Here is a 23,852-nt window from a genome sequence, read left to right as displayed (position 1 = left end):
GGAGGCTGGCTGGATCGGCGGGCCTAAAGGCCTAATCTGCCAATTGATTCGTCATGGGTTGCCTTTGGGCGATCCTTGCGGATAAGCGCCAAAAGCGGCATTGTCCCCCGCCGTGATGCCGCCGCTTGGGTTCGCATTTTGAGACTGATCGCAAGATCTTGGCCATAAAATCCATCTTGGCGTAAATCCCTGGAGCAAGGCGACCGTGATGCTGTCCACCCGATTCCACCGCCTGACGATTGCCGTTTTCGCTGCCGCAGCCCTTGCCGTGCCTGCGCAGCTTGCAGCGCAAACGCCGGACCATCCGACCGACAATACCGCGCAATTCCCGTCCAAGAACGACCTGAAGTCGCTGACCACCGCCGGCAGCTATCTCGCCGCCCGCCACGCCAGCGTCGAGCGCGATGCGACCTCGGCCGCGACGTTCTACCGCTCGGCGCTGCGCACCGACCCGAAGAATTCCGAGCTGCTCGACCGCGCCTTCATCTCCTCGCTCGCCGACGGCGACATCGAGGAGGCGGTCAAGCTTGCCGACCGCATCCTGACCCAGGACAAGGCCAACCGCGTCGCGCGCCTGGTCGTCGGCGTGCGCGATCTCAAGCTGAAGAAATATGCCGCCGCGCAGTCCAACATCAACCAGTCGGTGCGCGGCCCGATCACCGATCTCGTCGCGACGCTGCTGTCGGCCTGGGCCGCCTATGGCGCCGGCGACAGCAAGGCCGCGGTTGCCTCGATCGACAAGCTGACCGGCCCCGAGTGGTACCCGATCTTCAAGGACCTGCATGCCGGCATGATCTATGAGCTGTCCGGCAAGGAGAAGGATGCCGGCGCCCGCTTCGAGCGCGTCTACAAGCTCGACGATTCGATGCTGCGCACGGTCGACGAATATGCGCGCTGGACTTCGCGCAACAAGGACGCGGCCGCCGCGACCGCGATGTACGAGGCCTTCGACAAGAAGCTGCCGCGTCACCCGCTGGTGCTGGAAGGCATCAAGGAGACCAAGGCCGGCAAGAAGCTGCCGCCGCTGGTCGAGTCGCCGCAGGCCGGCGCGGCCGAGGCGCTCTACGGCATCGGCGCGACGCTGACCCGCCGCGGCGGCGAGGACCTCGCGCTGGTCTATCTGCAGCTCGCGCTCTATCTGCAGCCCAACCATCCGCTGGCGCTGCTGTCGCTCGCCGATCTCTATGAATCGGTGAAGAAGCCGCAGATGGCGATCAAGGTCTATGAGCGGATGCCGGCGTCCTCGCCGCTCAAGCGCAACGCGCAGATCCAGCTCGCGACCAATCTCGATGCCGCCGACCGCAGCGACGAGGCGATCAAGATCCTCAAGGAAGTCACATCGGATCAGCCGAAGGACATCGAGGCGATCCTGGCGCTCGGCAATATCGAGCGCGGCCGCAAGAAGTTCGCCGACTGCGCCACCACCTATTCGCAGGCGATCGACGCACTGCCGGCCGGCGGCGACAAGAACGCCTGGGTCACCTATTACTATCGCGGCATCTGCGAGGAGCGCTCCAAGCAGTGGAACAAGGCCGAGGCCGACATGCGCAAGGCGCTCGAGCTGCAGCCCGAGCAGCCGCATGTGCTGAACTATCTCGGTTATTCCTGGATCGACCAGGGCATCAACCTCGACGAAGGCATGAAGATGATTAAGCGTGCCGTCGATCAGCGCCCCGACGACGGCTACATCGTGGACTCGCTCGGCTGGGCCTATTACCGGATCGGCAATTACGAGGAGGCGGTGAAGAACCTCGAGCGCGCGATCGATCTGAAGCCGGAAGATCCGACCATCAACGACCATCTCGGCGACGCTTACTGGCGCGTCGGCCGCACCCTGGAAGCCAAGTTCCAGTGGGCGCATGCCCGCGACCTCAAGCCCGAGCCGGAAGAGCTGCCGAAGATCCAGGCCAAGATCGACAACGGCCTGCCGGATGACACCTCCAACGCCGCCGCCGCCGAGAAGAAGAAGGACGACGACGGCAAGGGCGGCTGAGCGGCGGTCGTCGCGCTGCATCTTCATAAAATACCGTGATGCCCGGGCAAAAGCGCGAAGCGCGTCTTCGCGCAAGATGTCCCGGGCATTGACGTTTGCCCGTCATGGCCGGGCTTGACCCGGCCATCCATCCCTTCGAGAAATTCGTTCTTGGTTGATAGATGCCCGGGTCATAGGCGAGCGGAAGCGACGCCGTCCTTCAGACGGCTATGCCCGGGCATGACGAGTCATGGCGGAATTTCCATCCAAACAAAGGGATAGGATCGTACGGCGATTTACGCTAATCGCATCACGATGTTTGTTTTTTAGGGGTTTATCGCCGTGCCGGCGCTGATTGAAGAAGGGCGTGCCAAGGTCAACCTGACGCTGAAGGTTGTCGGGCGGCGCGTCGACGGGTTTCACGACTTGGAGAGCGTCGTCGCGTTTGCCGATTGCGCCGATCGCCTGATGCTCGAGCCGGGACCCGAGCTGTCGCTTTCGATGGCGGGGCCGCTGGCCGATGCCTGCGGCGACACCTCTGACAATCTGGTGCTGAAGGCCGCGCGGCTGCTCGGCGAGCGCGTCGCGGACCTCGAGGTCGGCCACTTCACGCTGGAGAAGGTGCTGCCGGTTGCGGCCGGCATCGGCGGCGGCTCGGCGGACGCCGCGGCGGCGCTGCGGCTGTTGGCGCGGCTCAATGAGCTCTCGCTCGACGATAGCCGGATCATGGAGGTCGCGCTGCAGACCGGCGCCGACGTGCCGGTGTGCGTCGCCTCGCGGGCCTGCGACATGACCGGCGTCGGCGAAGGCCTGCTGCCGCTCGACCTGCCGAAAATGCCGTGCGTGCTGGTCAATCCGCGCGTGCCGGTTGCGACCAGGGACGTCTTCAATGCGCTCGGCCTGCGCAATGGCGAGCTCCTGATCGGCGCCACCGACGTCGTGATGCAGGCGCCGTCATGGCCGGAAGCCGGGCGCGCGATCGACGATTGGATCGCGGCGCTGGAGCGCGGCACCAACGATCTCGAAGCCCCCGCGGCGCGCATCCAGCCCGTCATCAGTGACGTGCTGTCCGCGCTGCGTGAGACCCGGGGCGTTCGTCTGGTGCGCATGTCGGGCTCGGGCGCGACCTGCTTTGCCGTGTGTCGGAACCGACGCCGACGCCGAGGCGGCCGGCGAACAACTCCGCGCCGGTCACCCCGGCTGGTGGGTGCATGCGGGCACGCTGAGCTAGTGCGCGCCCATTCTCTCTCCGTCATTCCGAGGCTCGCGCCAGGAGGCGCGCCCTCAGGCGCGCAATTGCGCACTGGGGAATGACGACGGAGAGGGGTGCGACAAAACAACCCGACGGGCAACTCAGCAAAACCTGTCAATCCTCGCGCGCGAAAATATTTCGCTTCATCCGAATCGCGAAGCTCGGACAGTGTCGCGAGAACGCGGAAATTTGACTCACTGACCGTGCCACCTATTCGGTGTCGTCCCTGCCTAGTGCGCAATTGCGCACTAGGCAGGGACGACAGGGGCATTTGCGGCGCGCCCATCCCGCCCCAACGCCGGGCAGCCTTGCGGGGCCATTGCTTGGCAAGCCAAACCCCGTTTGCCATAACAGGATGAAACAACAACGTTGCGCGTGCGGGGCCGTTCGGAATCCGCCTGCAGCCAAAGAGCCGGGAGGATGCCATGGCCAATATCCGAGTTCTCGCCACCGATCTGGAGTTTCCCGAAGGTCCCGTCGTCATGCCCGACGGTTCGGTCGTGCTGGTCGAAATCCGCGGCCAGCGGCTGACGCGGGTCTATCCCGACGGGCGCAAGGAGATCGTCGCCAAGGTGCCGGGCGGCCCGAACGGCGCGGCGCTCGGTCCCGACGGCAAGATGTACATCTGCAACAATGGCGGCTTCTCCTGGATTCCGACCCGCAACATGATCATGCCGGGGCCGCAGCCCGAGGATTATCTCGGCGGCTCGATCCAGCGCGTCGATCTGCAATCCGGCAAGGTCGAGACCGTGGTGACTAAATGCGGCGAGCACGCGCTGCGCGGGCCGAATGACCTGGTGTTCGACAGGCAGGGTGGCCTGTGGTTCTCCGACCTCGGCAAGCGCCGCGCCCGCGACATGGATGTCGGCGCGTTCTATTATCTGAAGCCCGGCATGAACGAGATCGTCGAGGCCGTGCACGGCATCCTGCCAGCCAACGGCATCGGCCTGTCGCCGGACGAGAAGACCGTCTACATCGCGGAGACGCCGACCGCGCGGCTGTGGGCGTATGAAGTTTCAGAGCCCGGCACCGTCAAGCCGCGCGACGTGATCTATCGCGGCGAGCGCGGCAAGCCGATCGCCGGCCTCGGCGGCTACCAGATGTTCGACTCGCTCGCCGTGGAAGCGAACGGCAATGTCTGCGTCGCGACGCTGGTCTCGGGCTGCATCTCGGTGATCGCGCCCGACGGCACCGTGGTCGAGCAGGTGCCGACTGGCGACCGCGTCACCACCAACATCGCCTTCGGCGGCCCCGAGCTGAAGACCGCTTACATCACGCTGTCCGGCAAGGGCGAGCTGATCGCGATGGACTGGCCGCGGCCGGGATTGCCGCTGAATTTTCTGAATAGATGACGATTGCGGTTCGCGAAGCGCAATCGTCATTCCGGGATGGTGCGAAGCACCAGACCCGGAATCTCGAGGTTCCCCGATGCGCAATTGCGCATCTGAGGTTCGATGCTGCGCATCGCCCCGGAATGACAAAGATGGAGAGATCTCGAATGCCCTGGCTTGAACCGGTCACCCTTCGCGGCGCGCATGCGCGGCTGGAGCCGTTGTCCCACGATCATCGCGACGGGCTGGTCGAGGCGGTGAAAGACGGCGAGCTGTCAAAGCTCTGGTACACCGCGATCCCGCAGCCGGAGAACATGGCCAAGGAGATCGACCGCCGGCTCGGCCTGCAAAAGGCCGGATCGATGCTGCCGTTCACGGTGTTCGACGCCGACGGCAAGATTTCCGGCATGACGACCTACATGAACGTCGACACGTCGAACCGTCGCGTTGAGATCGGCTCGACCTGGTACGCCAAACGTGTGCAGCGCAGCGCGGTCAATACGCAGTGCAAACTGCTGCTGCTGACCCATGCCTTCGAGAAGCTTGATTGCATCGCGGTCGAGTTCCGCACGCATTTCTTCAATCACCAGAGTCGGCGCGGCATCGAGCGTCTGGGTGCGAAGCAGGACGGCATCCTGCGCAGCCATCAGATCGCGCCCAACGGCACGTTGCGCGACACTGTGGTTTACAGCATCATCGCCAGCGAATGGCCGACGGTGAAGGCGCATCTGACCTATCAACTCAACGAAAAGCCGCGCTGACACTTTGGTCGGCGCCAGAAACGAGACGATGGAAACGTTCGATTATGTGATCATCGGCGCAGGCTCCGCCGGGAGCGTGCTGACCAACCGCTTGAGTGAAGACGCGGGCACTAGGGTGTGCGTGCTCGAGGCCGGGCCGAGCGACTGGCATCCCTACATCCATCTGCCGGCCGGCTTCATCAAGACCTTCCATATGAAGAGCGTGAACTGGGCCTATCAGCAGGAGGTGGGTCCCTACACCGGCGGGCGCAGCATCTATGCGCCGCGCGGCAAGACGCTCGGCGGCTCGTCCTCGATCAATGGCCACATCTACAACCGCGGCCAGCGCCAGGACTTCGACACCTGGGCGCAGCTCGGCAATCGCGGCTGGGGCTATCCCGACGTGCTGCCCTATTTCCGGCGCATGGAGAGGCGGATCGGCGAGGGCGACGACACCTATCGCGGCCGCGACGGCAACCTCACCGTCACCACCATGGACTGGCAGGATCCACTCTGCGAAGCCTTCATGGCAGGCGCGGTCAGCCTCGGCATTCCGCGCAATCCTGATTACAACGGCCAGATACAGGAAGGCGTGTCGTACTGCCAGCGCACCATCCTGAACGGCCGCCGGGTCAGCGCCGCGACCGCGTTCCTGCATCCGGCGCGGCGGCGGCCCAATGTCGATGTGCACACGCATGCGCATGTCACCGGCATCATCTTCGAGGGCAAGCGCGCGGTCGGCGTGCGCTACAACCGCGGCGGCAAGCACGGCGATCCCCTGGAGATCCGCGCCACCAAGGAGGTCATCCTCTCCGGCGGCGCCTACAACTCGCCGCAGCTGTTGCAGCTCTCCGGCGTCGGCGCGCCCGAGCTGTTGCAGGCGCACGGCATCGAGGTGCGCCACGCGCTGCCGGGCGTCGGCGAAGGTTTGCAGGATCATTACGCGCCGCGCTCGGTGGCGCGGGTCAAGAACATCAGGACCATCAACGAGCTTCGCCGCGGCTTCAGCCTGTGGGGCGAGGCGATCAAATGGGCGACGACGCGGCGCGGCCTGCTGTCGCTGTCGCCTACCATGGTCTACTGCTTCTGGCATTCCGGCGAGACCACCGAGAGCTCCGATCTGCAGCTCACCTTCACTCCGGCGAGCTACAAGGAAGGCGTGCAGGGCCAGCTCGAGGACGAGCCCGGCATGACGGTGGCGTCATGGCAGCAGCGGCCGGAGAGCCGCGGCTATGTCCGGATCCGCTCCGCCGATCCTTTCGCGCCGCCGATCATCCAGACCAACTACCTCGCCGAGGAGATCGACCGCCGCGTCGTCGTCGCCGGCATGAAGCTGGCGCGCCGGCTGCTCGCCTCCGAGCCGCTCAGTCCGTATTACGCCTATGAGGACTTTCCGGGCCCGAAGGTCACGAGCGACGACGAACTGCTCGCGGCCGCGACCGAGCGCGGCACCACCACCTTCCATCCCGGCTGCACCTGCCGGATGGGACCGGCGGACGCGCCGTGGGCGGTGGTCGACGACCAGCTTCGGGTCCATGGCATGGAGGGCCTGCGCGTGATCGACGCCTCGATCATGCCGCGGATGATCTCAGCCAATCTCAACGCCTCGACCTTGATGATCGCCGACAAGGCCTCCGACATGATCCGCGGCAAGGCACCCGAGGCGGCTGCGAAGCTGCCGGAGTATGCGTGACGGAATAGAGGCGTACGCGATGTTGCTTCTTGATCAGCGCGCTGTGTCTAACACCGTCATGCTGAGGAGGCCGCGAAGCGGCCGTCTCGAAGCACGACGGCCCGAGTGGGGCCGTGCATCCTTCGAGACGCGCTACGCGCTCCTCAGAGTCTGACTCATAAATCACCCAACCTTAGCTGCAGCCGCGAGTCTGCGGGTCAGGAGCCTGATGTGTGCAATCAGCAGCCAGGCAGCTTCGGTTGCCACCGTCGCCTCGAAGTCCTTGGCGAGGCGGCGGCATCTGCCGAACCAAGCGAATGTGCGTTCAACCACCCACCGCCTCGGCAGAAGCTGGAAGCCTTTGACGCCTTGAGGCCGCTCGACGATCTCGACAGTCCATGGACCGCAGTCTGAGAGCGCGTCGAGGAGTTGATTTCCGCGGTAGATCCGGTCGGCAAAGACGTGGCGCAGCCGGGGGAAGTTCATCCGCACGTTCTTCAGCAGCGGTACGGCGCCATGGCAGTCCTGAACGTTGGCGGGATGAACATGAACCCCAAGGAGGAGGCCATTGGTATCCGTCACAATGTGCCGCTTGCGGCCGTAGATGCGCTTGCCTGCATCGTAGCCGCGCGGTCCACCAGCTTGGGTGGTTGGCGCACTTTGACTGTCGATCACGGCTGCCGTCGGCTTCGGTGTCCGTCCAAGCTTTTTTCGCGCCCGGCGGACAAGCACGCTGACAATCCTCTGCCACCGGCCTGTATCCCGCCATCTATAAAAATAGCCCTGCACCGTCGAATAGGGCGGGAACTCCTGCGGCAACGCCCGCCACTGGCAGCCGGTCGAAACGATATAGAGGATCGCTTCGATCACACGACGCAGCTCCGTCTTACGCGGCCGGCCGCGCCGGTTCGCTCGCGGCAACAGGCGTCTGATCACCGCCCACTCCGCATCGGTCATATCGCTTGCATAACGCAGATCGTCCCGCCGATATTGCTCCCGAGTGATCTTGGTCCAGGGCATCGTGCTCTCCCTCGAATCTTTGCAAATCCGATGGAATCACACCCCACTGAGATCACTCACCCATTTTTCAGTCAGGCTCTCAGGATGACGGGACTAATATCAGGAGCTCAGCCGTAGACGAACGCCTTGTCCTTGAGGTCGATCGCCGGGAATTCGTCCTTCTCGGCCCAGTAATCCTGGTTGTGCTGCCACTCCGGCTTGTCGCCGCGCTTCGGCAAGAGGTGCATGCCGCGCATCATGTAGCCGGGGTTGAAGTTCTCCGGATCGATCCACGGCAGCAGCGGCATGTTGTGGTCTTCGGGGCGCAGTTCCGGCGTCACCTTGTTCGCGCCGGTCGCCTTCATGTGCTGCAGCAGGCGGCAGACGAAGTCGCCGACCAGATCGACGCGCAAGGTCCAGCTGGCGCGGAAATAGCCGAACACCCAGACGAGGTTCGGCACGCCGGTGAACATCATGCCGCGATAGGTCACGGTATCGGCGAAGTCGAGCGGCTTGCCGTCGATCTCGAAGTCGATGCCGCCGTTGGCGGAGAGGTGGAAGCCGGTCGCGGTGATGATGATGTCGGCCTCGAGCTGCTTGCCGGACTTGAGCAGGATGCCCGTCTCGGTGAAGCGGTCGATCTCGTCGGTGACGACCGACGCCTTGCCGCCCTTGATGGCGTGGAACAGGTCGGCATCCGGCACGAAGGCGATGCGCTGCCGCCACGGCCGGTAGCTCGGCGTGAAGTGGGTGGCAATGTCGTAGTCCTTGCCGAGGACGGCTTCGACCGCCGCCAGCAGGTCCTTCTTGGCGCCCTCGGGCTCGGCGAAGGTCCGCCTGGTGAAGGCGTCCTGTTCGAACAGGATCTTGCGGCGGGTGATCTCGTGGATCCAGTGCTCGTCGACCTGCAGCCTGCGCAGCTCCTCGGCGATCTCGATGGCGTTGCGGCCGGTGCGGAAATAGGTCGGCGAACGCTGCAGCATGGTGACATGGCCGGCGTCCTTGGCCATCGCCGGGATCAGGGTCGCGGCGGTGGCGCCGGAGCCGATCACGACCACGCGCTTGCCCTTGTAGTCGAGGTCGTCGGGCCAGGTCTGCGGATGCACGACGGTGCCCTTGAACTTCGCCATGTCGGTCCATTCGGGCGTATAGCCCGCGTCGTGGCGATAATAGCCCTGGCACATCCAGAAGAAGTTGGTGGTGAAGCGCAGCCGCTCGCCGGTGTCGATGCGCGTCGCATCGATGGTCCAGAGATTGGTTTCGTTCGACCACTTCGCCGCGGTGATGGTGTGGCGATAGCGGATGTGACGGGCGATGTCGTTCTCCTCGATCACCTCGCCCATGTACTTCAGGATCTCGGCCGCGGTCGCGATCGGCGCGCTGGTCCACGGCTTGAAGCGATAGCCGAAGGTGTGCAGGTCGCTGTCGGAGCGGATGCCGGGATAGCGGTGGGTGGACCAGGTACCGCCAAAAGTCTTCTGCGTCTCCAGCACCACGAAGCTGGTGCCGGGGCATTGCGTGGTCAGGTGGTAGGCGGCGCCGACGCCGGAGATGCCGGCGCCTGCGATCAGGACGTCGAAGTGCTCTGTCGTGACGGGCTCGGCGGCCCGGATCTGGGTTTGGACGTTCATCTTCCCTGGTCTTCTTGCTTGTTGGCTTGTTTGTTGAGCTGCAGAAGCAAAACGCCGGAGCCATCGCCCCGGCGTTTGCCGATATCGGAACTAGACTTCGCGGCGGCTGAGGAAAGCCAGCCGCTCGAACAGATGCACATCCTGCTCGTTCTTGAGCAGCGCGCCATGCAGCGGCGGGATCAGCTTGCGCGGATCGCGCTCGCGCAGCATCTCGGGGGTGATGTCCTCGTTCAACAGCAGCTTGAGCCAGTCGAGCAGTTCCGAGGTCGAGGGCTTCTTCTTCAGGCCCGGCACCTCGCGGACTTCGAAGAAGATCCGCAGCGCCTCTTCCACCAGGCGCTTCTTGATACCGGGGAAATGCACGTCGACGATCTTGCCCATCGTCTCGTTGTCGGGGAACTTGATGTAGTGGAAGAAGCAGCGGCGCAGGAAGGCGTCCGGCAGTTCCTTCTCGTTGTTCGACGTGATCATCACGATCGGGCGCAGCTTCGCCTTGATGGTCTCGCCGGTCTCGTAGACGTGGAATTCCATGCGGTCGAGTTCGAGCAGCAGATCGTTGGGGAATTCGATGTCGGCCTTGTCGATCTCGTCGATCAGCAGCACCGGGCGCTTCTCGTTGGTGAAGGCCTCCCACAGCTTGCCGCGCTTGATGTAGTTCTTGATGTCGGACACGCGGGCGTCGCCGAGCTGGCTGTCGCGCAGTCGCGAGACGGCATCGTATTCGTAGAGGCCCTGCTGCGCCTTGGTGGTCGACTTGATGTGCCAGGTCAAAAGCGGCGCGTCGATCGCCTTGGCGACTTCCTCGGCCAGTACGGTCTTGCCGGTGCCGGGCTCGCCCTTCACCAGCAGCGGGCGCTCGAGCACGATGGCGGCATTGACGGCGACCTTGAGGTCATCGGTGGCGACGTAGTCCTTGGTACCCGTGAATTTCATCTATCTGTTTGCCTTGCTTCGTTCGTCGGCGGCCCGGGCCCCCACACGAAACGACCGCTCCCGCAGCGGTCGCATGTCCTCTCCGATATCTTGTCCGGTACAATTCTAATTGAAAAAGCCGGGCGGTCTAGCGCGGATTCCGCAGCGCAGCGGTACCGATGTGGGCTTCCGCATGGAATGTCATGCATCATCTTTCCGCTCTGCGGAATGATCGCCGGCGTGGCGCGACCTTGCCGCGATGGCGCGGGCGCCGCCACGGACCGACGGCGGCGGAGGTAACCCGGTGAAAGTGGATGGCTGATCTCGGGATGAAGCACGGCCGGGGGCCCTTGACGCCACCGGCCCAGCGGGCGATCTAGGTGGGTATGTTCCTGCAGTTTTTCACATCGCTGCGCGACGCCCAGGTCCCCGTGACGCTACGGGAATATCTGACCTTGATGGAAGCGCTTGACGCCGATCTCGCCGAGCAGACGGTCGAGAACTTCTACTATTTGTCGCGCGCCGCGCTGGTGAAGGACGAACGCAATCTCGACAAGTTCGACCGCGTGTTCGGCACCGTGTTCAAGGGGCTCGAGAGCCTGCTCGACGCCATGGGCAAGGCGGAGATCCCCGAGGAGTGGCTGAAGAAGCTCGCCGAGAAATATCTCACCGAGGAAGAGAAGAAGCAGATCGAGGCCATGGGCTGGGACAAGCTCATGGAGACCCTGAAGAAGCGGCTCGAGGAACAGAAGGGCCGCCACCAGGGCGGCAGCAAGTGGATCGGCACCGCCGGCACCTCGCCGTTCGGCGCCCATGGCTATAATCCCGAGGGCGTGCGGATCGGGCAGGAGAAGAACCGCAACAACCGCGCCGTGAAGGTGTGGGACAAGCGCGAGTTCAAGGATCTCGACGGCAATGTCGAGCTCGGCATCCGCAACATCAAGGTGGCGCTGCGGCGGCTGCGCAAGTTCGCGCGCACCGGCGCGCCAGACGAGCTCGACCTCGACACCACGATCAAGGAGACCGCCAACCACGGCTATCTCGACGTGCACATGCGCCCCGAGCGGCGCAACGCGGTCAAGGTGCTGGTGTTCTTCGATATCGGCGGCTCGATGGATTCGCATATCGAGCAGGTCGAGGAATTGTTCTCGGCCGCCAAGAGCGAATTCAAGCACATGGAGTATTTCTACTTCCACAACTGCCTCTATGAAGGCGTCTGGAAGCAGAACAAGCGGCGCTTCACCGATCGCACGCCGACCTGGGACGTGCTGCACAAATATCCGCACGACTACAAGGTGGTGTTCGTGGGCGACGCCTCGATGTCGCCTTACGAGATCATGGTTCCCGGCGGCTCGGTCGAGCATGTCAATGAAGAGGCCGGCTCGGTCTGGCTCGATCGAATCATCCGCACCTATCCGCACGCGGTGTGGCTCAATCCGGTGGCGCAGAAGCACTGGGACTATTCGGAATCGACCACCATCATCCGCCGCCTGTTCTCTGAACGCATGTATCCGATCACGATCGAAGGTCTGGAGAACGCGATGCGGGAGTTGGTGCGGTAACCAATCCCGTCATTCCGGACGGTCCATGGGATCGATCCGGAATCTCGAGTTGATGAAATTCGATCGTCATTCCGGGTTCGATGCTGCCGCATCGCCCCAGAATGACGATCAAGAAAAGCCAGGGAGAGCCCCATGCCCCAGAACATCCACCGCGGCATCAAGGTGATGATCGACGAGGCCAATGCCGAGATCGAGACCATCAGCGCGGCCGACGCGATCACGCTGATCGGCAAGAACGACGTCGTCATCGTCGACATCCGCGATCCCCGCGAGATCGAGCGCGACGGCAAGATCCCCGGCGCGTTCTCCTGCACCCGCGGCATGCTGGAGTTCTGGATCGATCCGAACAGCCCCTATGCCAAGCCGATCTTCCAGGAAGACAAGAAGTTCATCTTCCACTGCGCCGGCGGCCTGCGCTCGGCGCTCGCCGCCAAGACCGCAAAGGACATGGGCCTGAAGCCGGTCGCGCATATGGGCGGCGGCTTTGCCGCCTGGCGCGAGGCCGGCGGGCCGATCGAGGCGTGGGAGCCGAAGAAGAAGGGCTAGGCAGGATGTCACACGCGGGCTTGACCCGCGTGTCCATCGCTTCAAGGCAAGATGGATTGCCGGATCAAGTCCGGCAATGACGATGGAGAAACACGCAAGATGACGATGACCGACGATCCGCTCGTTTCGACCGAATGGCTGGCTGCGCATCTCGGCGATGCCAACGTCAAGGTGCTCGACGCGACCTTCAAGCTGCCCGGCGTGCTGCCATTGCCGAAGGACGATTATCTCGCCGCGCATCTGCCGGGTGCTGTGTTCTTCGATGTCGACGCGGTGTCCGACCATGCCAATCCGCTGCCGCACATGTTTCCGAGCGCCGAGCAGTTCGGCCGCGACATCGGTGCGCTTGGCATCGGCAATGCCGACACCGTGGTGATCTACGATTCCGGCGGCTGGGTCGCGGCACCGCGCGCCTGGTGGATGTTCCTGTCCTATGGCCATCGCAACGTGCGCATTCTCAACGGCGGTTTGAAGAAGTGGCGCGCCGAGGGCAGGGCGGTCGAGAGCGGCGAGGTGAAGCCGAAGCCTGCGACCTTCAAGGCGAGCTACGATCCGCAGCGCGTGCGCAGCATCGAGCAGATGATCGCCAATGTCGAAAGCCGTGCCGAGCAGGTGATCGATGCGCGCGCCGCCGACCGCTTCGAAGGCCGCGCGCCGGAGCCGCGTCCGGGCATCCGCGCCGGCCACATCCCAGGCGCCCGCAACGTGCCCTACAACCAATTGTTCGATGCCGCGACCGGCGAGATGAAGCCGCTCGATGACCTGCGCAAGTCGTTCGCGGGCGCCGGCGTGAAGCTCGATGCGCCCATCGTCACGAGCTGCGGGTCCGGCGTCTCGGCCGGCGTGCTGACGCTTGCGCTCTACCGGCTCGGCGTCACCGAGAGCGCGCTCTATGACGGCTCGTGGTCGGAATGGGGGCAGGCGAGCGGCCCGCCGATCGCAACGGGGCCGGCCTGACAGGTCGTTCCTGCTTGCTAGCGCCGGGTGAGCGGCACCAGGGTCGGCTGGCCGAACGGATCGAGCTGCTGCTGCTGAACGACCTGCCGAACCGGCGGCGCGCGGACAATCCGCCGCCGCTCCTTGCGATGTGCCGGCTTGCTGACCGCGCTGCGCTCCGGCTTCTTCGCCTCAGCGGCCTTCGGCGCTACCGGCACTTCGACAACAACTTCGGGCCCACCCAGCGTTGCGATCTTGGTCGCGGCCGCGATCGCCTCGGGTGATGGCGGCGGGGCGGGCTCCGGCGCTGCCATTGCGGGTGCCGGCGGCGGAAGCGCGGGCTCGCTGGGGGCAGGCGGATCGGCGACGGCGGCGACCTTGGCCTCGGTGGCCGCCGGTGCGGCTTCGGCGGCAGCGGGCGTTGGCTCCGATGCCGGCGAAGGATCTGCGGTCGGAATCTGCGCCGCGCCGTCGGCGGGCTGAGCTGGCGCGGGGGTCTCCGTGGCTTGGGCCTCCGGCTTCGGCGGAGCGGGTGGGACCCGATCATCCGCCGTCACGGCGGCGACCTTCTCCGGCTCGGCTGCAGGGGCGGCGATCTCAGCGGGAGCGGCCGGCTCGGACGGGGCTGCCGGCGTATCGGTCGTCACCTTGTCGGCGGCGGGCGGATCGACCCGCACCATGGCAAGCACCGGCGGGGTCTCGGGCTGCTGCGCGAATTGCGGCTCGGGCGGCGGCGCCCGGCGGGCCGGAATGCTGGCGAACTCTTCATGCGCCGCGCGGAACAGCGCGGCTGCCCCTAACCCGAACACCAGAAGCGAAGTCGCCAGCACGATCGCGGCGAACAGAAAACGAAGGCCGGGGAGCATGGGCGCGGGTTCCCCCTTCTGCGGGAGGGTCTTCGATGTCGAGGGAACGCGGTGACCACACAAGAAAGCCGGCGTCGCGAGCGCGAATCAGGCCGATTCGAAGATATCGCAACGTCCCGGGACTGTTTGTTACAAAATGCGGGTGATTGATGACTTTGGCCACGTGGACAAACATTCCCGACCCGTGAGACATCTTTGCCGCAGCGTTGACGCGAAATCACAAAAGGCCCGGAATAGCCCGGGTTTCGCGGATTTGTCTTGAATGCGCCGCTATCTTCCTGCATTGGGCCGTTAACAGTCCGGTGTGGCTTGGGGACTATAACAGAGCAATGATGATCAACCGCATTCTGACGATTTGCGCTGCCGCGGCTCTCGGCGTGGCAGGAACCTCGCTTGCGCATGCGCAGCAGGGTTATCCGGCGCCCCAAGGCACCGCCTATTCGACGGCGCCCCAGCCCTACCCCCAGGGCAGCATGCCGGATTTCGACGCACTCAATGACGATGACGGGCAGGATTCGGCCGCATTGCCGCCGCCCGGCCCGGTGCTGTCGCCGAACGACCCGCGCTATGGCCGTCCGGCGAATGCGCCCGCCTATTCCGATCGTGGCGCGCCGACCGGCCCAGTGATGTCGCCGGACGATCCGCGCTATGGCCGCCCGATGAATGCTCCTCCGGTCTATTCCGACCGTGGCGCGCCGACTGGGCCGGTGATGTCGCCCGATGATCCCCGCTATGGCCGTCCGATGGGGCCGCCGCCGGTGATCTACGGCGATCGTCCGGGTGCGCAACAAGCCAATCGCGACAATGGCGTTCCGGCCGCCGGTGTTTCCTACGGCGACGACCGCGGCGGCATGCGTCCGCCCGAGGGCGTTACCGGAGCCGTGCCGCAGCAGCAGGCGCCGGTCGATGCCAACGGCAAGCCGGTGCAGATCGCGGCGCTGCCGCCGGACGACCAGCCAGAAGACGCCCCGGCGCAACTGCCGCCGAAACTGCGTCGCCAGGAAGTGTCGTTCGCGACCAAGGAGCCGGCAGGCACGATCGTTGTCGATACGTCGAACACCTACCTCTATTACATCCTGGGCAACGGCCGGGCGATCCGTTACGGCGTCCGTGTCGGCCGCGACGGCTTCACCTGGACCGGCGTGCAGAAGATCACCCGTAAGGCCGAGTGGCCGGATTGGCATCCGCCGACCGAGATGATCGAGCGTCAGCCCTATCTGCCGCGCTTCATGGCCGGCGGACCCGGCAACCCGCTCGGCGCCCGCGCGATGTATCTCGGCTCGACCGTGTACCGTATTCACGGCACCAACCAGCCGTCGACCATCGGCAAGTTCGTCTCGTCGGGCTGCATCGGCATGCTGAACGAGGACGTCTCCGACCTGTTCGAGCGTGCCAAGGTCGGCACCCGCGTGGTTGTGCTGCCCGGTGGTCCGCCGCCGGGAACGGCGACGGCTTCTGCCGCGCCCGCGAACCCGATGGCTCCTTCTGCGGCCCAGGCTCAGGCGGCCGCGCCGCTGCCCGGCACGCAGCCGACCACGGTGCAACCGCTGCCCGCACCGGTGACGGTGCGCTAGGCCAACGGGCAAGTTCATCATTGAAAAAGGCGCGCGAACAGCGCGTCTTTTTTGTTGCAACAAGCCGCGCAATCCGACGTTGCCGCCCGGGAGGCAATGCGATGCAGGACGTCTGCGAGACCTATCCGCCGCTGAATGCGCCAAAGCCTGTCGCCGATGACGTATGGATGATCGATGGTCCGATCATCCGGTTCGGTCCGCGCTGGTTCAAGATGCCGTTTCCACGCGCGCGACGATCGTTCGTCTGCCGGGTGGGCGGCTGTTCATTCACTCGCCGACACCATTGCTGGCCGAGCTCAAGGCCGCAATCGTTGAGCTGGGCGTACCGCGCTGGATCATCGGTCCGAACCGTCTGCATTACTGGTGGATTCTGCAATGGAATGCTGCCTATCCCGACGCGCGCATCTTCCTTGCGCCCGGGATCAAGCAACAGGCGGACAATCGGCTGACCTTCGAAGGCGAGCCACTGGAACGATCATCCGGCTATCCCTGGGATGAGTGGATCGCGACGCTGCCGGTGGCAGGCAGCTACATGACGGAGGTCGTGTTCTTCCATCTGCCGTCGCGGACATTGCTGCTGACGGACCTGATCGAGAATTTTGAGGCCGGACGAGTTCGCTCGCCGTTGATGCGGTTCCTGGTCTGGCTCGGCGGCGTGCGCGATCCCGACGGCAGCAGCACGCCAACCGATCTGCGCTCGACCTTCCTGCAGGACAGGGACGCGATGAAGGCCGCCGTCGCCCGCATGATCGAATGGGATCCGGAGCGGATCATTCTCGCCCACGGGCGCTGGTACGACCGGGACGGCCGCGCCGAGCTCGAACGCGCGTTCCGCTGGCTCGGCTAGCCGCAGTGTATGCTGCTGTCAGGCCAGGCGCCGCGGCGGCTCGTTGCCCTTGGTGAAGGCATCGATGCACTCGACCATCTGCTGATAGTGCGCCTGCAAGCTCTCGCGCGTCGCATAGCCGAGATGCGGCGTGATCACGACGTTGTCGAGCTTGCGCAGCGGATGATCCGACGGCAGCGGCTCGACCGAGAACACGTCGATGCCGGCGCCGGCGATCGTCTTGTCGCGCAGCGCCGCGAACAGGGCGTCCTCATCGACGATCGGCCCGCGCGCGGTGTTGACGAGATAGGCCGATGGCTTCATGCGGGCGAGATCGGCGGCGCCGACCAGTCCGCGCGAGCGCGGGCTCAGCACGACATGGATGGTGATGATGTCTGATGTCGCGAACAGCTCGTCCTTGCTGGCATAGCCGACGCCGGCCTCCTTGCACTTCTCGGGCGTCAGATTGGGACTCCAGGCGATGACGTTCATGCCGAACACCTTGGCCATGCCGGCGACCTTGCTGCCGAGCTTGCCGAGGCCGATGATGCCGAGCGTCTTGCCCTCGATCTCGGTACCGGCAAAGGTCTGCCAGGCCTCGCCGGCGTGCATGCGCGCATTCTCGCGGCCGATGCCGCGCGTCAGTTCCAGGATCAGGCCCATGGTCAGCGGCGCGGTGGGATCGCGGCTATATTGGGTGCCGCACAACACCACCTTGCGGTTCTTGGCGGCCTCCATGTCGATCGCCGCGTTGCGCATGCCTGACGTGATCAGGAGCTGCAGCCTGGGCAGCGCGTCGAGCAGGCTCTTCGGGAACGGGGTGCGCTCGCGCATCGCGCAGATGATCTCGAAATCCTTCAGCTTCGTCGCCGCTTCCGCCTCGCTCGCGAACGGCTTGTCGAACACGGTGACGTCGACCCGGTCCTTGACCTTCGGCCAGTCGGCCACCGAAAGCGCGATGTCAAAATAGTCGTCGAGGATTGCACATCGGAGCCGCGTCATCGGGGAGGTCCATTCAGGGTGAGGACGACGGCGGGAGATCAACCGTCGGGATACCCGTCATGGTCGCGCGCAATCGGCAGGCGCGCAAGCGGCCGCGGTTTCAAAAAGCGGCGATTGTCACACGCGCGGCGACGGCTTCTTCGTGGCGCGGATATCGGCGAGCATCGAGCGGACCGCCGGCGACAGCGCCATCTGCTTGGCACGGCAGGCCGGACCCGGGCCGCGCATATAGTGCAGTTCCGGCCGGTAGGGATTGAAAGCCTTGGCGACGAAGGCGCGCCAAAAGGCGCGGAATTCGGCGAACAGCGTCGCCTCGCCTTTGGTCGTCGGGCGCGGAAGGGGTGCTGAAATGATGGTAGCCATGACGTGGCCTCAACTGTTTTGGCCGCGGTTCTGCCGCGAAAATCGCCGTTTTTCGACGTTGAGAACGAGTTTTGGCCTGATTTATTAAAAGATGGTTTCAATTGTCGTGATTCGGCGCACACATGACGTCGAACCCGTAATCACCCGTGGTGAAGCCGCGAAACGTGGTGAACGGACGGAAAACAGAGGTCCCGCGGTTGCGCTTTCGGGGGCCGGCCGTTACATCGGCGGCAGCAAAATTTCCACAAATCGGATCAATTCCAGGGACAGCGGATGGCTCGCCAGTTCATCTATTTCATGCAGGGTCTGACCAAGGCGTACCCGACCCGCAAGGTGCTCGATAACATCCATCTGAGCTTCTACCCGGACGCCAAGATCGGCGTGCTCGGCGTCAACGGCTCGGGCAAGTCGACGCTGCTCAAGATCATGGCCGGCCTCGACAAGGAGTATAACGGCGAGGCCTGGGTCGCCGAGGGCGCCCGCGTCGGCTATCTCGAGCAGGAGCCGCACCTCGATCCGGCACTCAACGTTCGTGAGAACGTCATGCAGGGCGTCGCCAAGCAGAAGGCGATCCTCGACCGCTACAACGAGCTTGCGGTCAACTATTCGGACGAGACCGCCGACGAGATGACCAAGCTGCAGGACGAGATCGAGGCCCAGGGCCTGTGGGATCTCGACAGCAAGGTCGACCAGGCGATGGACGCGCTGCGCTGCCCGCCCGACGATGCCGATGTCACAAAACTGTCCGGCGGTGAACGCCGCCGCGTGGCGCTGTGCCGCCTGCTGCTCGACCAGCCGGAATTGCTGCTGCTGGACGAGCCGACCAACCATCTCGACGCCGAATCGGTGTCGTGGCTGGAAGGCCATCTGCGCAACTATCCCGGCGCGATCCTGATCGTGACCCACGACCGCTACTTCCTCGACAACGTCACGGGCTGGATCCTCGAACTCGACCGCGGCCGCGGCATCCCGTACGAGGGCAATTACTCGTCCTGGCTGGTGCAGAAGCAGAAGCGACTCGAGCAGGAAGGCCGCGAGGACGCCGCGCACCAGAAGACGCTGGCCCGCGAGCAGGAATGGGTGGCGTCCTCGCCGAAGGCGCGCCAGGCCAAGTCGAAGGCGCGCTACCAGCGCTATGAGGATCTGCTCAAGAAGGCGAGCGAGAAGCAGACCCAGACCGCGCAGATCATCATTCCGGTCGCCGAGCGGCTCGGCGCCAACGTCGTCGACTTCGAAGGTCTCAGCAAGGGATTTGGCGATCGCCTGCTGATCGACGATCTCACCTTCAAGCTGCCGCCCGGCGGCATCGTCGGCGTGATCGGTGCCAACGGCGCCGGCAAGACCACGCTGTTCAAGATGATCACCGAGCAGGAGACGCCGGACAAGGGCACCATCACGGTCGGCGAGACCGTGCATCTCGGCTATGTCGACCAGTCGCGCGACGCGCTCGAGGGCAACAAGACGGTGTGGGAGGAGATCTCCGGGGGCAACGAGCTGATCCTGCTCGGAAAGAAGGAAGTCAATTCGCGCGGCTACTGCTCGGCGTTCAACTTCAAGGGCGCTGACCAGCAGAAGAAGGTCGGCGCGTTGTCAGGCGGTGAGCGCAATCGCGTGCATCTCGCCAAGATGCTGAAGTCGGGCGCCAACGTGCTGCTGCTCGACGAACCGACCAACGACCTCGACGTCGACACGCTGCGCGCGCTGGAAGAGGCGCTCGAGGATTTCGCCGGTTGCGCCGTCATCATCAGCCATGACCGCTGGTTCCTCGACCGCATCGCGACCCACATCCTGGCCTTCGAGGGCGACAGCCATGTCGAATGGTTCGAGGGCAACTTCCAGGATTACGAAAAGGACAAAATGCGCCGGCTCGGCCAGGACAGCATCATTCCGCATCGCGTGAAGTACAAGAAGCTGACGCGCTGACCAGTATGAACGGTCGAACGCGGCATCTCGCCGCGCTCGACCGTTCTTCGTTGGCAGGATCGTGACGGCATCGCGGCGCAATGTGCGGCCAGTTGTCGCTTTTCAAGCGCGCGGGATTGCGTAGATAGAGCGCTCCGCAATTTTCAATCCTGCGAGCACTCCACCATGTCCGCACTTTCTGAGGCGCGCGCCCCCGCGAAGGGCCGGTCGCTGCGTCCCGTTCCCATGCTGATCTTCGGATCGCGCTGGCTGCAATTGCCACTCTATGTCGGCCTGATCATCGCCCAGGGCGTCTATGTCGTGCTGTTCCTCAAGGAACTATGGCACCTGTTCGCCCATGCCTTCGATTTCAGCGAGCAGCAGATCATGCTGGCCGTTCTCGGCCTGATCGACGTCGTCATGATCTCGAACCTGTTGGTGATGGTGATCGTTGGCGGCTACGAGACCTTCGTCTCGCGCCTCAATCTGCAGGGCCATCCGGACGAGCCGGAATGGCTGAGCCACGTCAATGCCAGCGTGCTGAAGATCAAGCTGGCGATGGCCATCATCGGCATCTCCTCGATCCATTTGCTGCGCACCTTCATCGAGGCCGGCGCGCTGTCGTCAGGCAAGGGCAACTACACCGAGACCGGCGTGATGTGGCAGACCATCATCCACTGCGTCTTCATCCTGTCGGCGATCGGCATCGCCATCGTCGACAAGCTGTCGAACGACTCGATCGAAGGCGCCAAGCAGGCCGCGCATTGAGCGCGGCCGCCAAGGTTCACAGCAATCCGGTGTCGTGGTAAGGCTCACGACACTGATATCGCGGGCGTTGGCCTGATGCCGCGCCCATTGGACCGCTGCGTGAACAGGTTGTTGGATTTGACATTCCTCCGCGCGCTTGCCCTCGGGCTCCTGCTCGCATCCGTCGTCTCACCCGCGCGCGCCGCCGATGCTGCGTTCACCCAGTTCATCGCCTCGCTGTGGCCGGAGGCCAAGGCCGCCGGCGTGTCGCGCGAGACCTTCGATCGCGAGACGCGCTCGCTCGAGCCCGACTACAAGCTGCCCGACCTGATCCTGCCCGGACGTCCGAAGACCGGCGCACCGGCGCAGGCCGAGTTCGTGCAGGTGCCGGCCGATTACATCAGGGAAGCCTCGATCGCGCGGCTCGCCGCTGAGGGGCAGCGGCTGTTGCAGAAGTATCGCTCCTCGCTTGATGCGATCGAGAAGCGGTTCGGCGTCCCGGCCACCGTCGTGCTGGCGATCTGGGGCCGCGAGACCGATTACGGGCGCTATTCGCTGCCCTATGACACGCTGCGCGTGGTGGCGACGCAGGCCTATGTCGGCCGTCGCAAGGATCAGTACCGCACCGAGTTCATCCTGGCGCTGAAGATCCTCGGCGAGGGCGCGGTGACGCGCAAGGAGATGCGCTCATCGTGGGCGGGAGCGACCGGCTACACCCAGTTTCTGCCGTCGGAATATTACAAGCACGGCGTCGATCTCGACGGCGACGGCCGCGTCGACATCTGGCATTCGGTGCCGGACGCGCTCGCCTCCGCCGCGCAGCAGCTGGTCAACAAGGGTTGGCAGCCCGGCGTGCGCTGGGCCTATGAGGTGCAGGCGCCGGCCAATGCCGACTGCACGATGGGCGTGCCTGAAGTGACGAAGCCGATCAGCCAGTGGCTGCGCGCCGGCTTCGTGCCGGTGCGCGGGCAGAAGCTCAGCGCCGCCGAGCAGGCGCAATCGGCGTCGCTGCTGCAGCCGGAAGGCAGCTACGGTCCGGCCTTCCTGACCACGCCGAACTACTTCGTGATCAAGGAATACAATTTCTCCGATCTCTACGTGCTGTTCGTCGGCCACCTCGCCGACCGCATGACGAGCCCGCAGCCATTCGCGACGCCATGGTCGGCGTCGAAGCAGCTGCGCTCCGCCGATGTCGAGGCGATGCAGCAGCAGCTGACGAAGATCGGTCTCTACAAGGACAAGCTCGACGGCAAGGCCGGGATGCAGACCCGCGCGGCGCTCGGCGCCTATCAGAAGCAGGCCGGGCTGAAGGTCGATTGCTGGCCGAGCGAGGCGGTGCTGCGCGCGATCAACGGGCAGCGCTGATCGGGCCGGCTCGCAGGGCCGCCTGTGGCGAAAAGCAAAAACCCGGCCGAGAGGCCGGGTTTTCGAATGTGATGCTGAAAACGTGTCGGTCGATCAGTCGCAAACCTGGATGCGACGGAAGCGCCAGCCGTAGCCGTCCCAGAAGCGCTCACGAACCATGCGGCACGGGGCCTCTTCGACGTAAACCGGCGCCGGTGCGACATAGACCGGGGCGGGGCGAGCGCCTGCGATAGCGCCGCCCAGCAGGGCGCCGCCGATCAGGCCGCCGGCAACGCCGGCCGCGACGGCGCCGCCGTCACCAGCCTTGGCAGCCGGAGCAACGGCCAGCGAACCGGCAATCGTGGTGACGGCGACAAGGGCAGCTAAAGTCTTCTTCATGTCTTTGGCTCTCCTGGAAGGTGGTGGCGTCGTGGTTCGGCGCCGGGTTGAGGTGACTCACACGCTGATCTCGAACTGCTGTCTTGCTAAACAGCGCAGAACAGTCAACCGAAAGTAAACGTCCGCAGGCTGATCGCGCAGAAAAGCGGTTTTTTCTGGCCATCTGCAGCAGATGTCCCGGAGAAACAGTCGGTTTTTCCGGGACATTTGGTTCGATTTAATCGAGATGAACGGCGATCAATCGCAAACGCGGACGCTGCGAACGCGCCAGGTGTAGCCGTCCCAGAATCGCTGGCGCTGCCAGAAGCAATCGGGACCATAGCCGGGCTCGGCGACATAGGCCGGACCGGGCGCATAGTAGCCGTATCCGGGACCGTAATAGCGGTTCTGCGATGCGATCGCGCCACCGACAATGGCGCCACCGATCAATCCCGCAGCGACGCCGGCGGCGACACCGCGTTGTGCCTGGGCGGGGGCGGGCACCGCCACAGTCGAAGCCGCCACAGCGGCAACGGCGCAAAGCGCCAGCAATGTCTTCTTCATGGCCTCACCTTTCTCGCGGCAGCAGGGACAGCGTGCATTGGCGATCTGTCTCGCCGGAGGGTTCCATATTCAGCTTGAATGATCAATGAACGACGCTGCCGCATTCGCGACCAAATGCTTGCAGTTTTTGCAATATCTTGCAACGCACAAGCCCGATAGCGCCGCGGCGAGGCGCCTACTCATGGGGCCGGTGGCGAAGGCAGCGGTTATTGGCCCGTCAGCCACCCGGCGGGTGTCGGATTCCTGACCTCCGACCGATTTAGACTCATTCCAATATGAATCCCGCATCAGTTTGGAATTGCTACAAAAACCGCTTTTTCCTTTTGCATCCCGCGGGAGCCGACAATATCCATATTGGAAAGCATCACCGTTGGACCCCGCCTTTCTCCGATGATTGTCTGTTCCTGTAACGTCCTTAGCGACCACGATGTCCGCAATGCCGTCAATGGCGGTGGGTCCGTGACTCGAAATGCCAAGCAGGTGTACGGCTGCCTCGGCTGCAGTGCCGAATGCGGCCGCTGCGCGCGCACCATCAAGGCGATCATCGACGAGGCGCTCGGTCCCTGCGCCAAGGCCTGCTGCTCCGGCTGCCCCCACAGCGGCCATCCGCACGCCGCCAACGAGGACGCCGAGCCGGCCGAATTCGCGCTCGCGGCCTGCTAACGCTTCTCGTTTCGACGCGCTTCCTGACGGCGAACCGGCTTCCGTTTCGCTGGAAGACGCTGCGCTAATC

General features: G+C 64.5%; 21 protein-coding genes and 1 pseudogene. 14 read left to right on the top strand and 8 right to left on the bottom strand.

Annotation, left to right across the window (positions count from 1 at the left end):
- The first annotated feature begins 208 nt into the window (after nucleotides 1–208).
- The 5 genes and pseudogenes from ACVMIH_RS19740 to ACVMIH_RS19720 all read left to right on the top strand — a co-directional run bounded on the left by ACVMIH_RS19740 (nucleotide 209) and on the right by ACVMIH_RS19720 (nucleotide 6,988).
- Nucleotides 209–1,993 carry a tetratricopeptide repeat protein gene (locus tag ACVMIH_RS19740; protein ID WP_456782424.1) on the top strand — a complete coding sequence of 595 codons (1,785 nt, stop codon included), beginning with the start codon at nucleotides 209–211 and terminating at the stop codon, nucleotides 1,991–1,993.
- A gap of 321 nt (nucleotides 1,994–2,314) precedes the next feature.
- Nucleotides 2,315–3,203, top strand: a pseudogene (locus ACVMIH_RS19735) (4-(cytidine 5'-diphospho)-2-C-methyl-D-erythritol kinase).
- Nucleotides 3,204–3,649: 446 nt separating this feature from the next.
- A complete protein-coding gene (locus ACVMIH_RS19730) occupies nucleotides 3,650–4,576 on the top strand; it encodes an SMP-30/gluconolactonase/LRE family protein (protein WP_076830329.1) in 927 nt (308 codons plus the stop codon).
- Between the two features lie 146 nt (nucleotides 4,577–4,722).
- Nucleotides 4,723–5,316: a GNAT family N-acetyltransferase gene (locus tag ACVMIH_RS19725; RefSeq protein ID WP_253625584.1), complete on the top strand. Its 594-nt coding sequence runs from the start codon at nucleotides 4,723–4,725 to the stop codon at nucleotides 5,314–5,316.
- A 28-nt stretch (nucleotides 5,317–5,344) separates the two neighbouring features.
- On the top strand, nucleotides 5,345–6,988 hold the full coding sequence (locus ACVMIH_RS19720) for a GMC family oxidoreductase (RefSeq protein WP_456863071.1): 1,644 nt from the start codon (nucleotides 5,345–5,347) through the stop codon (nucleotides 6,986–6,988).
- A gap of 162 nt (nucleotides 6,989–7,150) precedes the next feature.
- Here the strand turns inward: ACVMIH_RS19720 and ACVMIH_RS19715 are convergent, their stop codons facing one another.
- The 3 genes from ACVMIH_RS19715 to ACVMIH_RS19705 all read right to left on the bottom strand — a co-directional run bounded on the left by ACVMIH_RS19715 (nucleotide 7,151) and on the right by ACVMIH_RS19705 (nucleotide 10,530).
- Nucleotides 7,151–7,987, bottom strand: a complete 837-nt coding sequence (locus tag ACVMIH_RS19715; protein ID WP_076824982.1) for an IS5 family transposase — start codon at nucleotides 7,985–7,987, stop codon at nucleotides 7,151–7,153.
- A gap of 107 nt (nucleotides 7,988–8,094) precedes the next feature.
- Entirely contained in the window at nucleotides 8,095–9,597 is a 1,503-nt protein-coding gene (locus ACVMIH_RS19710) for a flavin-containing monooxygenase (protein WP_057019124.1), read from the bottom strand.
- Nucleotides 9,598–9,687: 90 nt separating this feature from the next.
- Nucleotides 9,688–10,530: an AAA family ATPase gene (locus ACVMIH_RS19705; RefSeq protein WP_016847781.1), complete on the bottom strand. Its 843-nt coding sequence runs from the start codon at nucleotides 10,528–10,530 to the stop codon at nucleotides 9,688–9,690.
- Between the two features lie 365 nt (nucleotides 10,531–10,895).
- Here ACVMIH_RS19705 and ACVMIH_RS19700 point away from each other — a divergent pair, with 365 nt between their 5' ends.
- The 3 genes from ACVMIH_RS19700 (at nucleotide 10,896) to sseA (ending at nucleotide 13,574) form a co-directional block, all read left to right on the top strand.
- Complete coding sequence (locus tag ACVMIH_RS19700; RefSeq protein WP_016847779.1) at nucleotides 10,896–12,071, top strand: vWA domain-containing protein; 1,176 nt, start codon at nucleotides 10,896–10,898, stop codon at nucleotides 12,069–12,071.
- A 132-nt stretch (nucleotides 12,072–12,203) separates the two neighbouring features.
- Nucleotides 12,204–12,617, top strand: coding sequence for a rhodanese-like domain-containing protein (locus ACVMIH_RS19695; protein WP_016847778.1), 414 nt, complete (start codon nucleotides 12,204–12,206; stop codon nucleotides 12,615–12,617).
- A gap of 99 nt (nucleotides 12,618–12,716) precedes the next feature.
- A complete protein-coding gene (sseA, locus tag ACVMIH_RS19690) occupies nucleotides 12,717–13,574 on the top strand; it encodes a 3-mercaptopyruvate sulfurtransferase (protein ID WP_253607152.1) in 858 nt (285 codons plus the stop codon).
- A 17-nt stretch (nucleotides 13,575–13,591) separates the two neighbouring features.
- Here the strand turns inward: sseA and ACVMIH_RS19685 are convergent, their stop codons facing one another.
- Nucleotides 13,592–14,419 (bottom strand): hypothetical protein, encoded by an 828-nt coding sequence (locus ACVMIH_RS19685; protein WP_456863068.1) that lies wholly within the window; start codon nucleotides 14,417–14,419, stop codon nucleotides 13,592–13,594.
- A 329-nt stretch (nucleotides 14,420–14,748) separates the two neighbouring features.
- Here ACVMIH_RS19685 and ACVMIH_RS19680 point away from each other — a divergent pair, with 329 nt between their 5' ends.
- Both ACVMIH_RS19680 and ACVMIH_RS19675 read left to right on the top strand, forming a co-directional pair.
- On the top strand, nucleotides 14,749–15,993 hold the full coding sequence (locus ACVMIH_RS19680) for a L,D-transpeptidase family protein (RefSeq protein ID WP_456863066.1): 1,245 nt from the start codon (nucleotides 14,749–14,751) through the stop codon (nucleotides 15,991–15,993).
- Nucleotides 15,994–16,156: 163 nt separating this feature from the next.
- Nucleotides 16,157–16,840, top strand: coding sequence for a DUF4336 domain-containing protein (locus tag ACVMIH_RS19675; protein ID WP_456863064.1), 684 nt, complete (start codon nucleotides 16,157–16,159; stop codon nucleotides 16,838–16,840).
- A gap of 18 nt (nucleotides 16,841–16,858) precedes the next feature.
- Here ACVMIH_RS19675 and ACVMIH_RS19670 read toward each other — a convergent pair whose 3' ends face one another.
- Together ACVMIH_RS19670 and ACVMIH_RS19665 are read right to left on the bottom strand one after the other, a co-directional pair.
- The gene (locus ACVMIH_RS19670; RefSeq protein WP_225160019.1) at nucleotides 16,859–17,821 is read right to left on the bottom strand and encodes a D-2-hydroxyacid dehydrogenase family protein; all 963 of its coding nucleotides are present in this window, start codon (nucleotides 17,819–17,821) and stop codon (nucleotides 16,859–16,861) included.
- A gap of 117 nt (nucleotides 17,822–17,938) precedes the next feature.
- Entirely contained in the window at nucleotides 17,939–18,184 is a 246-nt protein-coding gene (locus ACVMIH_RS19665; protein ID WP_057019128.1) for a hypothetical protein, read from the bottom strand.
- 273 nt (nucleotides 18,185–18,457) lie between these two features.
- On the opposite strand from ACVMIH_RS19665, the gene ettA reads away from it, so the two are divergent.
- The 3 genes from ettA to ACVMIH_RS19650 all read left to right on the top strand — a co-directional run bounded on the left by ettA (nucleotide 18,458) and on the right by ACVMIH_RS19650 (nucleotide 22,198).
- On the top strand, nucleotides 18,458–20,107 hold the full coding sequence (gene ettA / locus ACVMIH_RS19660; protein WP_057019129.1) for an energy-dependent translational throttle protein EttA: 1,650 nt from the start codon (nucleotides 18,458–18,460) through the stop codon (nucleotides 20,105–20,107).
- Nucleotides 20,108–20,272: 165 nt separating this feature from the next.
- Nucleotides 20,273–20,854, top strand: coding sequence for a TIGR00645 family protein (locus tag ACVMIH_RS19655; RefSeq protein WP_057019130.1), 582 nt, complete (start codon nucleotides 20,273–20,275; stop codon nucleotides 20,852–20,854).
- A gap of 75 nt (nucleotides 20,855–20,929) precedes the next feature.
- Nucleotides 20,930–22,198, top strand: a complete 1,269-nt coding sequence (locus ACVMIH_RS19650) for a lytic murein transglycosylase (RefSeq protein WP_456863061.1) — start codon at nucleotides 20,930–20,932, stop codon at nucleotides 22,196–22,198.
- Between the two features lie 93 nt (nucleotides 22,199–22,291).
- On the opposite strand, the gene ACVMIH_RS19645 is transcribed toward ACVMIH_RS19650, so the two are convergent.
- Nucleotides 22,292–22,576, bottom strand: coding sequence for a hypothetical protein (locus ACVMIH_RS19645; RefSeq protein ID WP_016843728.1), 285 nt, complete (start codon nucleotides 22,574–22,576; stop codon nucleotides 22,292–22,294).
- A gap of 237 nt (nucleotides 22,577–22,813) precedes the next feature.
- Nucleotides 22,814–23,119 (bottom strand): hypothetical protein, encoded by a 306-nt coding sequence (locus tag ACVMIH_RS19640; protein WP_016843729.1) that lies wholly within the window; start codon nucleotides 23,117–23,119, stop codon nucleotides 22,814–22,816.
- Between the two features lie 390 nt (nucleotides 23,120–23,509).
- On the opposite strand from ACVMIH_RS19640, the gene ACVMIH_RS19635 reads away from it, so the two are divergent.
- Nucleotides 23,510–23,782: a (2Fe-2S)-binding protein gene (locus tag ACVMIH_RS19635; protein WP_016843730.1), complete on the top strand. Its 273-nt coding sequence runs from the start codon at nucleotides 23,510–23,512 to the stop codon at nucleotides 23,780–23,782.
- Nucleotides 23,783–23,852 lie beyond the last annotated feature (70 nt).

The organism is Bradyrhizobium sp. USDA 4503 (assembly GCF_054055815.1).
Note: the sequence above shows the minus strand (reverse complement) of the source record. Positions and strands in the feature narration are given on the sequence as shown.

Coding starts and splice junctions, on each gene's coding strand:
- ACVMIH_RS19650 (WP_456863061.1), top strand. CDS start 20,930: ATGCCGCGCCCATTGGACCGCTGCGTGAACAGGTTGTTGGATTTGACA.
- ACVMIH_RS19640 (WP_016843729.1), bottom strand. CDS start 23,119: ATGAAGAAGACATTGCTGGCGCTTTGCGCCGTTGCCGCTGTGGCGGCT.
- ACVMIH_RS19680 (WP_456863066.1), top strand. CDS start 14,749: ATGATGATCAACCGCATTCTGACGATTTGCGCTGCCGCGGCTCTCGGC.
- ACVMIH_RS19670 (WP_225160019.1), bottom strand. CDS start 17,821: ATGACGCGGCTCCGATGTGCAATCCTCGACGACTATTTTGACATCGCG.
- ACVMIH_RS19710 (WP_057019124.1), bottom strand. CDS start 9,597: ATGAACGTCCAAACCCAGATCCGGGCCGCCGAGCCCGTCACGACAGAG.
- ACVMIH_RS19635 (WP_016843730.1), top strand. CDS start 23,510: ATGATTGTCTGTTCCTGTAACGTCCTTAGCGACCACGATGTCCGCAAT.
- ACVMIH_RS19705 (WP_016847781.1), bottom strand. CDS start 10,530: ATGAAATTCACGGGTACCAAGGACTACGTCGCCACCGATGACCTCAAG.
- ACVMIH_RS19740 (WP_456782424.1), top strand. CDS start 209: ATGCTGTCCACCCGATTCCACCGCCTGACGATTGCCGTTTTCGCTGCC.
- ACVMIH_RS19720 (WP_456863071.1), top strand. CDS start 5,345: ATGGAAACGTTCGATTATGTGATCATCGGCGCAGGCTCCGCCGGGAGC.
- ACVMIH_RS19675 (WP_456863064.1), top strand. CDS start 16,157: ATGGATGATCGATGGTCCGATCATCCGGTTCGGTCCGCGCTGGTTCAA.
- ACVMIH_RS19695 (WP_016847778.1), top strand. CDS start 12,204: ATGCCCCAGAACATCCACCGCGGCATCAAGGTGATGATCGACGAGGCC.
- ACVMIH_RS19655 (WP_057019130.1), top strand. CDS start 20,273: ATGTCCGCACTTTCTGAGGCGCGCGCCCCCGCGAAGGGCCGGTCGCTG.
- ACVMIH_RS19700 (WP_016847779.1), top strand. CDS start 10,896: ATGTTCCTGCAGTTTTTCACATCGCTGCGCGACGCCCAGGTCCCCGTG.
- ACVMIH_RS19685 (WP_456863068.1), bottom strand. CDS start 14,419: ATGCTCCCCGGCCTTCGTTTTCTGTTCGCCGCGATCGTGCTGGCGACT.
- sseA (WP_253607152.1), top strand. CDS start 12,717: ATGACGATGACCGACGATCCGCTCGTTTCGACCGAATGGCTGGCTGCG.
- ettA (WP_057019129.1), top strand. CDS start 18,458: ATGGCTCGCCAGTTCATCTATTTCATGCAGGGTCTGACCAAGGCGTAC.
- ACVMIH_RS19730 (WP_076830329.1), top strand. CDS start 3,650: ATGGCCAATATCCGAGTTCTCGCCACCGATCTGGAGTTTCCCGAAGGT.
- ACVMIH_RS19715 (WP_076824982.1), bottom strand. CDS start 7,987: ATGCCCTGGACCAAGATCACTCGGGAGCAATATCGGCGGGACGATCTG.
- ACVMIH_RS19645 (WP_016843728.1), bottom strand. CDS start 22,576: ATGAAGAAGACTTTAGCTGCCCTTGTCGCCGTCACCACGATTGCCGGT.
- ACVMIH_RS19725 (WP_253625584.1), top strand. CDS start 4,723: ATGCCCTGGCTTGAACCGGTCACCCTTCGCGGCGCGCATGCGCGGCTG.
- ACVMIH_RS19665 (WP_057019128.1), bottom strand. CDS start 18,184: ATGGCTACCATCATTTCAGCACCCCTTCCGCGCCCGACGACCAAAGGC.